This window comes from Natronolimnobius baerhuensis (assembly GCF_002177135.1).
In the GTDB taxonomy this organism is placed as follows: Archaea; Halobacteriota; Halobacteria; order Halobacteriales; family Natrialbaceae; genus Natronolimnobius; species Natronolimnobius baerhuensis.
Genome location: NZ_MWPH01000002.1, coordinates 521,933 through 534,818 on the forward strand (window position 1 = coordinate 521,933; position 12,886 = coordinate 534,818).

The 12,886-nt window shown below is 61.8% G+C and carries 11 protein-coding genes; 10 read left to right on the forward strand and 1 reads right to left on the reverse strand.

All coding sequences use genetic code 11. The features are described from left to right. The first annotated feature begins 33 nt into the window (after positions 1 to 33). The 9 genes from B2G88_RS08875 to B2G88_RS08915 all read left to right on the forward strand — a co-directional run bounded on the left by B2G88_RS08875 (position 34) and on the right by B2G88_RS08915 (position 12,122). Positions 34 to 1,482 carry an MATE family efflux transporter gene (locus B2G88_RS08875; protein ID WP_087714567.1) on the forward strand — a complete coding sequence of 483 codons (1,449 nt, stop codon included), beginning with the start codon at positions 34 to 36 and terminating at the stop codon, positions 1,480 to 1,482. 90 nt (positions 1,483 to 1,572) lie between these two features. Beyond that, positions 1,573 to 2,478 (forward strand): PhzF family phenazine biosynthesis protein, encoded by a 906-nt coding sequence (locus tag B2G88_RS08880; RefSeq protein ID WP_087714568.1) that lies wholly within the window; start codon positions 1,573 to 1,575, stop codon positions 2,476 to 2,478. Positions 2,479 to 2,739: 261 nt separating this feature from the next. Next, positions 2,740 to 5,088 (forward strand): phosphoenolpyruvate synthase, encoded by a 2,349-nt coding sequence (ppsA, locus tag B2G88_RS08885; protein ID WP_054863524.1) that lies wholly within the window; start codon positions 2,740 to 2,742, stop codon positions 5,086 to 5,088. 247 nt (positions 5,089 to 5,335) lie between these two features. Beyond that, positions 5,336 to 6,751, forward strand: a complete 1,416-nt coding sequence (locus B2G88_RS08890) for a metal ABC transporter substrate-binding protein (RefSeq protein WP_087714569.1) — start codon at positions 5,336 to 5,338, stop codon at positions 6,749 to 6,751. Positions 6,752 to 6,909: 158 nt separating this feature from the next. Next, positions 6,910 to 7,995, forward strand: coding sequence for a tyrosine decarboxylase MfnA (gene mfnA, locus B2G88_RS08895; RefSeq protein ID WP_087714570.1), 1,086 nt, complete (start codon positions 6,910 to 6,912; stop codon positions 7,993 to 7,995). A gap of 59 nt (positions 7,996 to 8,054) precedes the next feature. Beyond that, the gene (locus B2G88_RS08900; RefSeq protein WP_087714571.1) at positions 8,055 to 8,384 is read left to right on the forward strand and encodes a hypothetical protein; all 330 of its coding nucleotides are present in this window, start codon (positions 8,055 to 8,057) and stop codon (positions 8,382 to 8,384) included. Positions 8,385 to 8,690: 306 nt separating this feature from the next. Continuing rightward, the gene (gene metG, locus B2G88_RS08905; RefSeq protein ID WP_087714939.1) at positions 8,691 to 10,811 is read left to right on the forward strand and encodes a methionine--tRNA ligase; all 2,121 of its coding nucleotides are present in this window, start codon (positions 8,691 to 8,693) and stop codon (positions 10,809 to 10,811) included. Positions 10,812 to 10,942: 131 nt separating this feature from the next. Continuing rightward, positions 10,943 to 11,602: a helix-turn-helix domain-containing protein gene (locus B2G88_RS08910; protein WP_054863522.1), complete on the forward strand. Its 660-nt coding sequence runs from the start codon at positions 10,943 to 10,945 to the stop codon at positions 11,600 to 11,602. A 148-nt stretch (positions 11,603 to 11,750) separates the two neighbouring features. Next, positions 11,751 to 12,122: a response regulator gene (locus B2G88_RS08915; protein WP_054863521.1), complete on the forward strand. Its 372-nt coding sequence runs from the start codon at positions 11,751 to 11,753 to the stop codon at positions 12,120 to 12,122. A 59-nt stretch (positions 12,123 to 12,181) separates the two neighbouring features. Here the strand turns inward: B2G88_RS08915 and B2G88_RS08920 are convergent, their stop codons facing one another. Next, a complete protein-coding gene (locus B2G88_RS08920; protein WP_054863520.1) occupies positions 12,182 to 12,448 on the reverse strand; it encodes a HalOD1 output domain-containing protein in 267 nt (88 codons plus the stop codon). 135 nt (positions 12,449 to 12,583) lie between these two features. Here B2G88_RS08920 and B2G88_RS08925 point away from each other — a divergent pair, with 135 nt between their 5' ends. Continuing rightward, positions 12,584 to 12,817 (forward strand): DUF7351 domain-containing protein, encoded by a 234-nt coding sequence (locus tag B2G88_RS08925; RefSeq protein ID WP_054863519.1) that lies wholly within the window; start codon positions 12,584 to 12,586, stop codon positions 12,815 to 12,817. The last annotated feature ends 69 nt before the right edge of the window (positions 12,818 to 12,886 follow it).

Sequence of the window (12,886 nt, forward strand, 5' to 3'; positions counted from 1 at the left end):
GGAACTGCGAGGGATGCGACGGAGGGTGCAAGTATGACAATCCGCGACCATCTCGAGCGGACGTTTTTGGCGCGCGAGGAGGTTGATCTGACTGACGGCGGGATCGTCAAGCCGCTGCTCTATCTGTCGATTCCACTCATCATCACGAACGTTCTGCAGACGGCGTACAACGTCGCGGATACGTTCTGGTTGGGTCGCTACGGAACCGTCGAGGTCGCAGCGATTAGCTTTGCGTTCCCAATCATTTTCCTGTTGATCTCGTTCGCAATCGGCTTTTCTGTCGCGGGGAGTGTACTCGTTGCCCAGTATATCGGTGCAGACCGAGAGAGTGATGCGGAGTATGCGGCCTCCCAGACTGTCGCGTTCTCGATCCTCAGTTCGCTTATTCTCGGCGGCCTGGGCTATTTCGTCGTCGAGGACGTGCTCATGCTTTTCGACGCCGAACCGGCAGTGGTCGCGGCCGCGACGAGTTATATGCAGATCTACGCGGTCGGGCTGGTCTTCGTCTTCGGCTTTCTGATGTTCACCGCGCTCATGCGCGGGTACGGCGACACCGTGACGCCAATGCTGGTCATGTTCGTCTCGGTCGTCATCAACATCGTCCTCGATCCGCTGCTCATCTTCGGTGTCGGGCCGTTCCCCGAACTGGGCATCGCCGGGGCCGCCTACGCGACCATCTTCGCGCGCGGCGTGACGCTCGCAATCGGCCTCTGGCTCATGTTCCGGGGCTACCGCGGCGTCCGCATCCGACTCGAGGAGATGATTCCCAACCCCAGCTACGGGGTCAAACTCATCCGAATTGGGCTGCCAGCGTCGTTCGAGGGAGCCAGTCGCGCACTCTCGATTTCGCTGTTGCTCTTTGTTGTCGCACTGTTCGCGACACCAGTCGTCGCGGCCTACGGAATCGGCACGCGCATCCTCTCGGTGATCGTCCTGCCGGCGATGGCGCTTTCGCAGGGCGTCGAGACGATGACCGGACAGAATGTCGGCGCTGGCAAGCCGGATCGAGCAGCGAAAGCGAATCACATCACCGCGGCAGTGATTTTCGTCAGTCTGACCGTCGTTGGACTGCTCTCGACGCTGTTTGCCGAGCCACTCGTCGCGCTCTTTACGAACGATCCAGACGTCGTCGACGCCGGGGCGACCTTCCTCTACTACGTTGCACCGACATTCGGCCTCTTTGGCGCGATGTACACCTACATCGGCGGCTTCCGCGGCGCAGGGATGACGGGAACGGCCGCCGGCTTCGTCTTGCTTGCGTTCATGGTCGTCCAGATCCCCGTCGCGTGGGTCGCCTCGAGCGCGTTCGGGCCGCCAGGTATCTGGGCGTCGTTTGCGATTGCGCATCTCGTCGGCGCACTGGGGACTGCCCTCTGGTTCCGCCGTGGAACGTGGCGCGCGAACGACATCACCGGCGGTGGGGGCGGTTCCGGAGCCGACTCGGACTCACCGCTCGACGCTGGCGCGCCGAGTGACGACTGATTAACTGTCGCGCGTCGATCCTGCTCGAGTCTGCGACCCCAACTCGCCGGCAGTGAAAAGAGCGAAGGGGGAGTCCCCGTACAACCGGGTATGGACACGACACGTATTCTGCAGATCGACGCCTTCACTGACGAGCCACTGGCGGGCAACCCCGCCGGCCTCGTTCCGGACGCGGACGGACTCACAGCCGACCAGATGCAAGCAATCGCCGCCGAGATGGCCGTCAGCGAGACTGCGTTCGTCTCCGCGAGCGACGACCCGAACGCAGACCGGCGCATTCGCTACTTTACGCCCACACAGGAAGTCGACCTCTGTGGCCACGCCACCATCGCCACCTTCGCGCACCTCCACGACGAGGGCGTAGAGCCGGGCACGACGGCCCTCGAGACGAACGTCGGCGTCCTCGAGATCGAACTCGAGGCGGATGGAACGGTCTGGATGACACAGGACGCGCCACAGATCCGCGCGGTCGACCTTGAGTACGGCCGCGTTGCGGACGCGCTGGGCGTCGAACAGGCGGCACTCGAGGGCGCGAGTGACGATATTCCGCTTGCGATGGCGTCGACGGGTGTGCCGTATCTGGTCGTCCCAATTACGTATCTCTCGGATCTCGGCAGTGCGGAGCCGGATATGGCCGCAATCGAGGCACTGACCGACGAACTCGGCGCGCTCGGGGTCTACCTGTTCACGTTCGATGCGCTCGAGCGCGAGTCGACGCTGCACGGGCGGCTATTCGCCCCCGGCGCAGGCATTCCGGAAGACCCCGTGACGGGCACCGCAAGCGGCGCTGTCTCGGCATATCTCGATCACTTCGGTGCCTTCGATGACGATTTTCCCGAGGAGGTACGCCTCGAGCAAGGCCACTACGTCGACCGGCCGGGCATCGTCCGCGTCCGCCTCGAGGGCGACGTTCGCGTTGGCGGACGGGGTGTGACCGTCCTCGATGGCTCGCTCGCCGTCCCCGCGGAGACAGACGACGAAATTCTCGAGGCCTAACTGACGAACTTCCAACAGGCCACGCGTTCAAACCTCTCGAGGAACGAACAATTCAGCAATCAGTCAGTACTGGTGATTCTCGCCACGCGTGTCCGAGCAGTTGTCGGTCGCAAGGCCACAAGCGGCGAAATCTGGCACCAGACCCCGATTTCGCCTCGCTAACTCACTATTCTCTTTCAGGAACTAATCCGATTTCGAGTTGTAGTCAGGCACAAACGTTCGCAACATTCTTTATTCGCTCCAGTGACCACCCAGATACAGATGGCTGTACTCTGGCTGGACGAGATCAGTGCCGGCGACATCGAGCGGGTCGGCGGCAAAGGTGCCTCTCTGGGGGAACTGACGGGTGCGGGATTGCCCGTCCCACCCGGCTTCGTTGTCACTGCCGGGACCTACCGCTCATTCATCGAGGAGGCGGAAATCGACGAGGAACTCTTCGAGGCCGTCGACGTTGACGCCGACGACTCGAGCGCGCTCGCGAACGCGGCCGACCGCGCACAGGAACTCATCATCGAGACGCCGTTTCCCGACGACCTGCGCGAGGAGATCGTCGCCTCCTATCGCGAAATCGGCGGCGATGAGGAGGCGTTCGTCGCCGTCCGCTCGTCGGCAACTGCAGAGGACCTGCCCGATGCCTCCTTTGCCGGCCAGCAAGAGACGTTCTTAAACATCACCGAAGACGCCCTGCTCGACCGCGTCCGCGAGTGCTGGGCGTCCCTGTTTACCCAGCGAGCGATCTACTACCGCCAGGAACAGGGCTTTGACCACTCGAGTGTGAACATCGCGGTCGTCGTCCAGCAGATGGTCGATGCCGAGAAATCCGGCGTTATGTTCACCAGTCACCCCTCGACGGGTGATCCGACGATGATTATCGAGGCCGCCTGGGGGCTTGGCGAAGCGGTCGTCTCCGGGGCAGTGTCGCCGGACAACTACGTCGTCTCGCGTAGTGACCGTTCAATCGATGTCACCGTCGCCGAAAAGAAGGTGATGCACATCAAAGACGAGGAGACGGGAGAGACCGTCGAACGGCCGGTGTCGGACGAGCGCCAGACCGAACGCGTCGTCAGCGACGGCGAAATCGAGGCGCTGGTCGACCTCGGCGAACGCGTCGAAGACCATTACGACACCCCACAGGACGTCGAATGGGCAATCGTCGACGGCGACATCTACATGCTCCAGTCGCGCCCGATTACGACAATCGATGACGGCGCACGCAGCGAGGCGGCAACGCCAGTCGAGGACGCCGTTGCGACCACTGAAGGCGTCACCGACGGCAGCGGCACGCAGACCGCTGGCGCCGGGAGTGATGCAGCAGGCACACCCAGTGACGACACTGGCGAGGTCATTATCGACGGCCTTGGCTCGAGTCCGGGCACCGTCAGCGGCCCCGCGAAAATCGTCACCAAACTCGACGATCTGGCGAAAGTCGCGGAGGGCGATATCATCGTCACCGAGATGACCATGCCTGATATGGTGCCAGCGATGAAACGCGCCTCGGGGATCATCACTGACGAGGGCGGCATGACCAGCCACGCCGCCATCGTCTCTCGGGAACTCGGCGTCCCCGCCGTCGTGGGCACGACCAACGCGACGACTGTCCTGCAGGATGGGCAGGTCGTCACCATAGATGGCGACAAGGGCACCGTCCTCGAGGGCGAGACAGTCGAACCCGACGAGGAAGCCGAACCAGTCGAGGAGGTCCGTCCAAAGTCGCCGGTCAAGCCGATGACCGCGACGGAGGTCAAGGTCAACGTCTCGATTCCCGAAGCCGCCGAACGCGCGGCTGCAACGGGTGCTGACGGCGTTGGTCTCCTACGGACCGAGCACATGATCCTCTCGCTGAACCAGACGCCCGAGAAGTTCATCGAGGAAAACGGCACCGACGAGTACACGAAGCAACTCGTCCAGGGCATTCGTAGCGTCGCAGATGAGTTCTACCCGCGGCCCGTCCGCGTGCGCACGCTCGACGCCCCGACCGACGAGTTCCGCCAACTCGAGGGCGGCGAGGACGAACCGGTCGAGCACAATCCGATGCTTGGCTATCGGGGCATTCGACGCTCGCTTGATCGCACCGACGTCTTCGCGCACGAACTCGAGGCGTTTCGCCGCCTGTACGAGATGGGCTACGACAACGTCGAGATCATGTTGCCACTGGTCAACGACGCCGAAGACGTCTACCAGGCAACGAAATGCATGCGCGAGGCCGGCATCGACCCGGACAAGCGCAAGTGGGGCGTGATGATCGAGACGCCAGCATCCGCCCTCGCCGTCGAGGAGTTAGCCGAGGCCGGCATCGACTTCGCCTCCTTCGGCACGAACGATCTCACGCAGTACACGCTTGCTGTCGACCGAAACAACGAGCACGTCGCAGACCGCTTCGACGAACTGCACCCTGCTGTCCTTCGCCTGATCGGGGACGTGATCGCCACCTGCCGCGAACACGATGTCGATACGAGCATCTGCGGGCAAGCCGGTTCCAAGCCGGAGATGGTCCAGTATCTCGTCAACGAAGGTATTAGCTCCATCTCGGCAAACATCGACGCCGTCCGCGACGTCCAACACGAAGTCAAGCGCGTCGAACAGAAGTTGTTGCTCGAGTCGGTTCGCTAGACCTCTCGAGTCGCCGGGCCGGTTTTTGCAGGTCCGTTTCGACACTCCCTGAGTCGCTCGTCTGGCGACTCGAGCGGGGGAGTCCGTGTGGCCAGCCTGTCTCTTTCTGCTATCAACACGCAAGCAGTGGTCTCCCAGTGAGACTGGCCAGACGAAGTTAGTAACTACTCCACATAGAATAGGATTTGTTAATAACTCCATCCACCAAGATAACAAAGTACTTGTTTGGAACTCCACATGAGGATGTATGGACCTCTCACGACGTGCAACGCTGACAGGCGGTGGAGCACTCGCACTCGGCGCGCTCGCCGGTTGCATGAACGAACCGAGCGGAAACGGCACCGACAGCGACGGCACAGAAACCGAGGCCGAACACAGCGGCTACGCGGCCTTCTTTACGCTCTGGGATTGGGCCGAACACGTCGCCGGCGACCACATGACGTTCACGAACCCCGTCGCCACTGGCGAGATGGGCCACGGCTGGGAGCCCCCAGTGGACATCCAGCGCGACATTGCCGACACGGACGCGTTCATCTATCTGGACACCGCCGAGTTTGCGTGGGCCCAAGACATTGCCGCCGGTCTTGAGGCAGACTACGACGATATTTCCGTAATTGACGTGATGGATGGCCTCGAGTCGTCGCTGTTACCAATTGATCGAGACGCAGCGACCGACCGCACTCCCGAGACAGACCACGAGTACGACCCCGACTCGATGACTGTCGGCGGATTCGAAGTGTACAACCGCCAGTCGGGCGAGGAAATCGCCTACTGGCATACTGATCACTGGCACGGCGGTCTGCCCGAAGTTCCGGTCGAGGGCTACGCGGCCGTCGAAGGCGTCTTCGAAGACGACGAAGGACGCGTCCTCCCACTCGGTGATGACTCTCCGTTCGAGTTCGATGCACGCGTTCTCGAGGGAGCGGACGACGATGTCCTGGAAATCGAATCGCAGGGTGACCACATCGAGTTCCACGGCCTCGAGGCTGGCCGGACTCGAATCGCCTTCGAACTCGTCGCCGACGGCGAGGTGATCTGGGACACGAGCGAGGATAGCATGACGGCAGACGTCGTCGACGAACTCGATGAAAGCGACGTCCCAGAGTTCTACGACCCACACGTCTGGATCGATCCCGTCCTCGCACAGGACGTTGTCGAGACGATTGCGGACGGCCTCGCTGAGATCGATCCGGACAACGCCGACGCCTACGCGGACAACGCTGCCGCCTACATCGAGCGCCTCGAGGACGTCGACCGGCAGTTCGAGGAACTCGCGGCCGAGGCCGAGCGCGACGTTGCCGTCCTTGCCGGCCACGACGCGTTCCAGTATCTCGAGCACCGGTATGACTTCGAAATCCACACACCGGTCGGTATCTCGCCCGACGCGGCCGAATCTCAGTCAGACATCGCTGAGGCCATCGACATCGTCGAGGAACACGACATCGAGACGGTCCTCTACGATCCGTTCGAGACGCCAAACCCCGACGAGGACGTCCCGCAGATGGTCGAGGTGCTCCTCGAAAACACCGGCGCGGAAAACTACGAGCCGCTCACCCCTGCAGAGGGGACGACCGCGGAGTGGACCGAACAGGAGTGGGGGTGGGTCGAACAGATGGAAGCAATCAATATTCCGTCGCTACGGGCGGCACTCGGCGCAGAGTGAGTGGACTGTCTACGTGGCCACCGAACAGGTGTCTCGAGATTGAGCGGAGACAGTCCATCTGAGCGGGCTCAACTTCGCTTCGATTGTCGCTGCTGTTGTCATTGCCGCAATGGCAACCAAACGCAATGCATAAACCCAAAACCGTCTACATACGTGATATGCAGCGCGAGCCGCAGGCGTTCGACCGGGTGCTTTCCTCGATGTGCACCGAGCCTCACCCGGTAGCGCGCGAGGCGGCCGAACGGTTTCTCGCGACGAATCCCGGCGACCCCGGCACCTACCCGACCGTCGCCGCCTTAGAGGACGATGCAATCGCGATACTCGGCGAGATTGCCGGCCTCGAGGACCCGGCCGGCTACGTCGCCAGCGGCGGGACGGAAGCGAACATCCAGGCGGTCCGCATCGCCCGCGAGCGCGCCGAGGCGAAACGGCCGAACGTCGTCATGCCCGAATCGGCGCACTTCAGTTTCCAGAAAGCCGCGGACGTTCTCGGCGTCGACCTTCGAATCGTTCCCGTCGACGAGCAGTATCGCGCCGATCTCGAGGCCGTCCGCGCGTCGGTCGATTCGGACACCGCACTCGTGGTCGGCGTTGCCGGGACGACCGAGTACGGCCGTGTCGACCCCATCCCTGCGCTCGCTGAAATCGCCCACTCAGCGGACGCAATGTGTCACGTTGACGCCGCTTGGGGCGGATTCGTCTTGCCATTTACCGACTACGACTGGCACTTCGGCCACGCCGATATCGATTCGATGGCAATCGACCCGCACAAGATGGGGCAGGCGGCGGTCCCTGCAGGCGGCTTGCTCGTGCGCGATGAGTCCTTACTCGATGAACTCGCCGTCGACACGCCCTACCTCGAGTCGACCTCACAGGCGACGCTCACCGGCACCCGCTCGGGTGCGGGCGTCGCAAGCGCTGTCGCCGCGATGGAGGAGTTGTGGCCGGGTGGCTATCGCAGTCAGTATGCTCGCTCGCAGAACAACGCCGAGTGGCTCGCCGACGCCTTAGAGAAACGCGGCTACAGCGTCGTCGATCCCACGCTCCCGCTGGTTGCGGCCACTCTCCCACGGTCGACGTTCGACGCGCTCCGGGCGAAGGGCTGGCGAATCTCTCGCACCGCGACCGGCGAACTCCGCATCGTCTGTATGCCCCACGTCACCCGCGAGATGCTCGCTTCCTTCATCGGCGATCTGGACCAACTCGAGGTGCGTGCAAGCGTGCCGGTCGTCAGCGACGACTGATCGGCGCCGGCTCGAGGATCGATACGCGTTTTACCCGTGCGTGACGACTCACACGTAGCATGGCCTTCGACTGGATCGATGGCATGGCCGTCGTCGGCGCGCTCGCCCTCGCAGCCGCGGCGTTCACGCTCGAGGGAATCGTCGTCGCGGCTGCCTTCGGCGGCTTTGCGCTCTCGCTTGCGGTCTGGCGGCTGTACGGCGGCCGCCCCTGGGAGGCACTTGGCTGGCTCGCCTGGGTCGGCGCGGCCGGCACGCTCGTCCTCGATATCGGCGGCGGCGCGTTTCTCACGCTGTTTCTCGGCTTCGGCCTCGTCGGCGTCTTCCTCCTGATCGGCGGCCGATTCGGCTACCTGCGAGACGTCTGGAGCGTCGACTCGAGCGACGCGTAGCCAGCGGATACTCGCGAACTCACCAACAGTTATCACGCGCGAGCGGGTAGCTGGTGGTATGCGAACTGGCGCTGTCATCACTGTTGCCTGTTCTTGCACTTGCATGCCGACGCGCATGCGTATGCGTTCGTAACCACAGCGCCACCGCGGGGAACGCGCCGCGAGGCCGGTCATACGGCCCCAATCGCGGCGTCGAAACCCGTGCGCTCGAGTCGTCGTTTCGACTCTCTCGAGACGACGCGAACTGCACTGAGAGCACGACCGAAAACCGGCGGGTTTTACGCCCGCCACCGACAGAGAACGAATATGAGCACACGCAACGACGACTTCCCGACGGATAGCCCCGCCGTCGTGACCTGTGGGCTCCCCTACGCAAACGGGGATCTCCACATCGGTCACTTACGCGGGTACATCGGCGCAGACGCCTTCAATCGCGCACTGCAGACGCTCGGCCAGCAGACGGCCTACGTCTGTGGCTCGGACATGCACGGCACCCCAGTTGCCGTCAACGCCGAGCAAGAGGGTGTCGACCCCGAGGACTTTGCCCTCGAGTGGCACGAGCAGTACGAGGAGACGTTCCCCAAGTTCAACGTCGAGTTCGACAACTACGGACACACCCACGACGAGACGAACACCGAACTCACGCAGGAGATCGTCCGCACGCTGGACGAGGAAGGCTACATCTACGAGAAGGAGATTCAGGTGGCCTACGACCCCGACGCGGACCAGTACCTGCCCGACCGGTACGTCGAGGGCACCTGTCCCTACTGCGGCGAGAAAGCCCGCGGCGACGAGTGCGACGAGGGCTGTCAGCGCCACTTAGAGCCCGGCGAGGTCGAAGATCCGACGAGCACGATTACCGGCAACCCCGCGGAGTACCGCGAGCGCCCGCACAAGTTCTTTGAAGTCTCCGAGTTTTCGGAGTTCCTGACGGAGTTCCTCGACGAGTTAGAGGGCACCTCGAACGCGCGCAACCAGCCGCGCCAATGGATCGAAGACGGCCTGCAGGACTGGTGTATCACGCGAGATATGGACTGGGGAATTGACTATCCCAACAGAGACGACGCCGAGGGCGACGACCTCGTCCTCTACGTCTGGGTCGACGCCCCAATCGAGTACATCGCGAGTTCGAAGCAGTACTCCGAGCGCGTCGGCACCGACACATTCGACTGGGAGCAGGTCTGGAAGGGCGACGGCGAGATCATGCACGTTATCGGTCGGGACATCATCCAGCACCACGCGATCTTCTGGCCGGCCATGCTCGAGGGTGCCGGCTACAACAAGCCCCGCGGGATCGCCGCGACCGGCTTCATCACGATCAACGGCAAGGGCCTCTCGACGAGTCGGAATCGTGCGATCTGGGCGAAAGAGTACCTCGAGGAAGGGTTCCACCCCGACCTGCTGCGATACTACCTGACGACGACTGGCGGCCTCCAGCAGGACGTCGACTTCTCGTGGGACGCCTTCCAGGAGAAAGTCAACGGCGAACTCGTGGGCACGGTCGGCAACTTCTGGTACCGCTCGCTGCTGTTTGCCTACCGCAACTACGAGGGCACGCCCGACGCCGAGGTCTCGACCGAGGTCCACGAGCGCATTCAGGACGCCATCGCGGCGACTCGCTCGAGCGTCAACGACTACGACCTGCGCGGTGTCGGCCGAGCGGCAACGGAACTCGCTCAGTTCGGCAACGAGTACATCCAGCGCCACGAACCCTGGAAGCTCACCGACGAGAGCCCCGACGAAGCCGCACAGGTCATCCGCGACTGCGTCCAGATCGCCAAGGCCGTCGGCGTCCTGCTCGAGCCGATCACGCCCGACAAGTCCCAGGCCCTCTGGGAGCAACTCGGCGAGGAGGGCGACGTATCTGAGACGCACCTCGAGAACGCACTCGAGGCCCCGCCACGGACCTTCGACGAACCCGGTGAACTCTTCGAGAAAATCGAGGACGACCGCGTTGAGGAACTCAACGTCAAACTCGCCGACCGCATCGCTGCGGCGGCGACGGACGATGACGAGTCCGAAGAATCGACGGAAACCGAAAGCGACGACACCGACGCAGCCGAAGCCGACAATATGAGCGATATTGACGGCCTCGAGCCGCTCGCAGACGACCGCATCAGTTTCGACGACTTCCAGGAACTCGATATCCGCGTCGGCCGCATCGAGTCCGCCGAGGGAATCGACGGCGCGGACGACCTCGCGAAACTCGAGGTCGATATCGGCTTCGAGACCCGCCAGATCGTCGCCGGCATCAAGCAACTCCACGACCTCGAGGAGCTGCCCGGCGAGAAGTGCGTCATGCTCGCGAACATGGAGAAAGCGGAGCTGTTCGGCGTCGAGTCCAACGGGATGATCCTCGCGGCGGGCGAGGAGGCGGATCTGCTGACGACTCATGGCGACGCCGAGATCGGCGAGAAGATTCGGTAAGAGCGGATCGACTCGCTGTCTGCTTTTTCAGGAGAGTCCTGAACCCGAGTCGATGATTCGATACCGATGAGGAGAACTCACCAGCGTGCTCTGGAGGAGGTTTTTACAGTCAGTGCGACACCGTTCGAGTAATGGCTACTGAGGCAACCTTCACCGTTCCCTCCGATCAGTTCCCTCTCGGCACGATCTTCACACAACTCCCGGACGTAACGGTCGAACTCGAGCGACTGATTCCGTCGCGTGACGTGGTGATTCCGTACTTCTGGGTTCGAGGAACAGCTGTTGACGATATTGAAAGCGCGTTTTCTGCCCATCCGGGCGTGAGGCAGATCCAACTCGTCGATTCCGTCGATGACGAGTATCTCCTGCGCGTCGAGTGGTCGCTCGAATACGACGACGTGTTGAGCGTGCTGATCGAGACAGACATCCCGCTCATCAAGGCGACCGGTACGAACCAGCAGTGGACGTTCGACATCCGTGGGGACTCCCGAAGCGATCTTGCAACCTTTCACTCTCGCTGTCGAGAAGTGGGGATTCCGGTCACGCTGACAGAACTGCACGCACTGACGCCGGTTGAAACCGAAACCGAGGCGGCACTCACTGAGACACAACAAAACGCACTGGTACTCGCCTACGAGCGTGGGTACTTCGAATCCCCGCGTGAGGTGACGATGGAAGAACTCGGCGACGAACTCGGCATCTCTCAACAAGCCGTTGGCTCTCGCCTCCGTCGTGGGACGAAACACATTCTCGGCAGTACTCTCCCTGCCACGGAGGATTCGAATCAGTAGTACACTTAAATGGTATTGTATACCCAAACGTAGCGCTGACGGTCATAGCCGTCCAAGAACTGCTACATTCAGACGTGTTCTCTGAAAGCAAACCGTGAAAACATCAAAGTATACTGACTATCCGAGCGAAGTGAACGACCTCCTACTAGTGGAGGATAACCCGGCAGACATTCGCTTCGTCGAAGAGACGATCAGCAATTCCTCACTCGAGGTAACAGTCCATAGTGTCTCGACAAGTGCTGCAGGTGTGGATTTCGTTCACCAGCGAGGAGAGTTCCGAGATGTACCTGAGCCGGACCTCGTGTTTCTCGACTGGAATCTCCGGCAAACCACTGGGGAAGACGTAGTGATGGCTCTCGAGGCTGAGTTCGCTCATATCCCGCTCGTGATACTCACTGGCTCGAAAGCGAAGCTAGAGGCCGACCATGTGCCCTCGGCGAAAGCCGATCTGGTGACGGAAAAACCGACTGACCCCGACGGATACATCACAATCATCCGTTCGATAGCACCCAGTCAATGAACCCGACACGCGACACATCTATCGTTTCCAGCGGCTCTCAATATGCATGACAGAAGCTCTCAATCTGCTGGTCGAAGGAGAAGGTACTCGCCATTCTCAACAGTAATGTGAAAGTCGCTGTAGACGAATTTGACTGTGCCAGTCTGCTGTGACTCACACAGTTCGTCCAATAGTTCTGGATCTATCGTCGCATACAGTGGGCGCAACTCCCACGGTTCACAGTCGTTGAGTGAACTGACAGCATTGATCGCAGCCGTACTGACAGATTCAGCCTCGGGAATCTCGTATTCTATCAGTACCTGCTGTTCCGGACGTTCGGGCACCATTATTGAGTACAGTGGTTGTGATCGGATAAACCCCGAGTTTGAACATGTAACTGGGAGTTACAGCGGCACGCGCAGGAAGTTCCAAGACAAAAGCAGCCAGCAGAATCCAACGAGACTGGCCGTCACCAGCGCGTAGTGAATCCTCGAGAGCCGACCCCAGTACCCCTCGCGGGAGGCAACGACGGTACAGACAGCATCGATCTTGCCGACCGGCAGGTCTGGAACGTGCCGTTCGTCACCGACGAGGCGGTGAGCGTCGTCGGTGAAGACCCCACGCAACTCCGGATCGACGTCGAGTGCAACGGTGATCGACTCGCAGTGATCGTCGACGACTCGGCTCGCGTCGTCGACACCGAGCGCCTCGAGTGATCGAACTCAAATCTCGTGGACGAGTTTCGGTGCGTTCTCCCTCTCGATTCTCGAGCGAGATGAGCGAGA

Bases quoted from the DNA above. Each gene is read 5' to 3' on its own strand.
- B2G88_RS08875 (WP_087714567.1), top strand. From the start codon at position 34: ATGACAATCCGCGACCATCTCGAGCGGACGTTTTTGGCGCGCGAGGAG.
- B2G88_RS08880 (WP_087714568.1), top strand. From the start codon at position 1,573: ATGGACACGACACGTATTCTGCAGATCGACGCCTTCACTGACGAGCCA.
- ppsA (WP_054863524.1), top strand. From the start codon at position 2,740: ATGGCTGTACTCTGGCTGGACGAGATCAGTGCCGGCGACATCGAGCGG.
- B2G88_RS08890 (WP_087714569.1), top strand. From the start codon at position 5,336: ATGGACCTCTCACGACGTGCAACGCTGACAGGCGGTGGAGCACTCGCA.
- mfnA (WP_087714570.1), top strand. From the start codon at position 6,910: ATGCAGCGCGAGCCGCAGGCGTTCGACCGGGTGCTTTCCTCGATGTGC.
- B2G88_RS08900 (WP_087714571.1), top strand. From the start codon at position 8,055: ATGGCCTTCGACTGGATCGATGGCATGGCCGTCGTCGGCGCGCTCGCC.
- metG (WP_087714939.1), top strand. From the start codon at position 8,691: ATGAGCACACGCAACGACGACTTCCCGACGGATAGCCCCGCCGTCGTG.
- B2G88_RS08910 (WP_054863522.1), top strand. From the start codon at position 10,943: ATGGCTACTGAGGCAACCTTCACCGTTCCCTCCGATCAGTTCCCTCTC.
- B2G88_RS08920 (WP_054863520.1), bottom strand. From the start codon at position 12,448: ATGGTGCCCGAACGTCCGGAACAGCAGGTACTGATAGAATACGAGATT.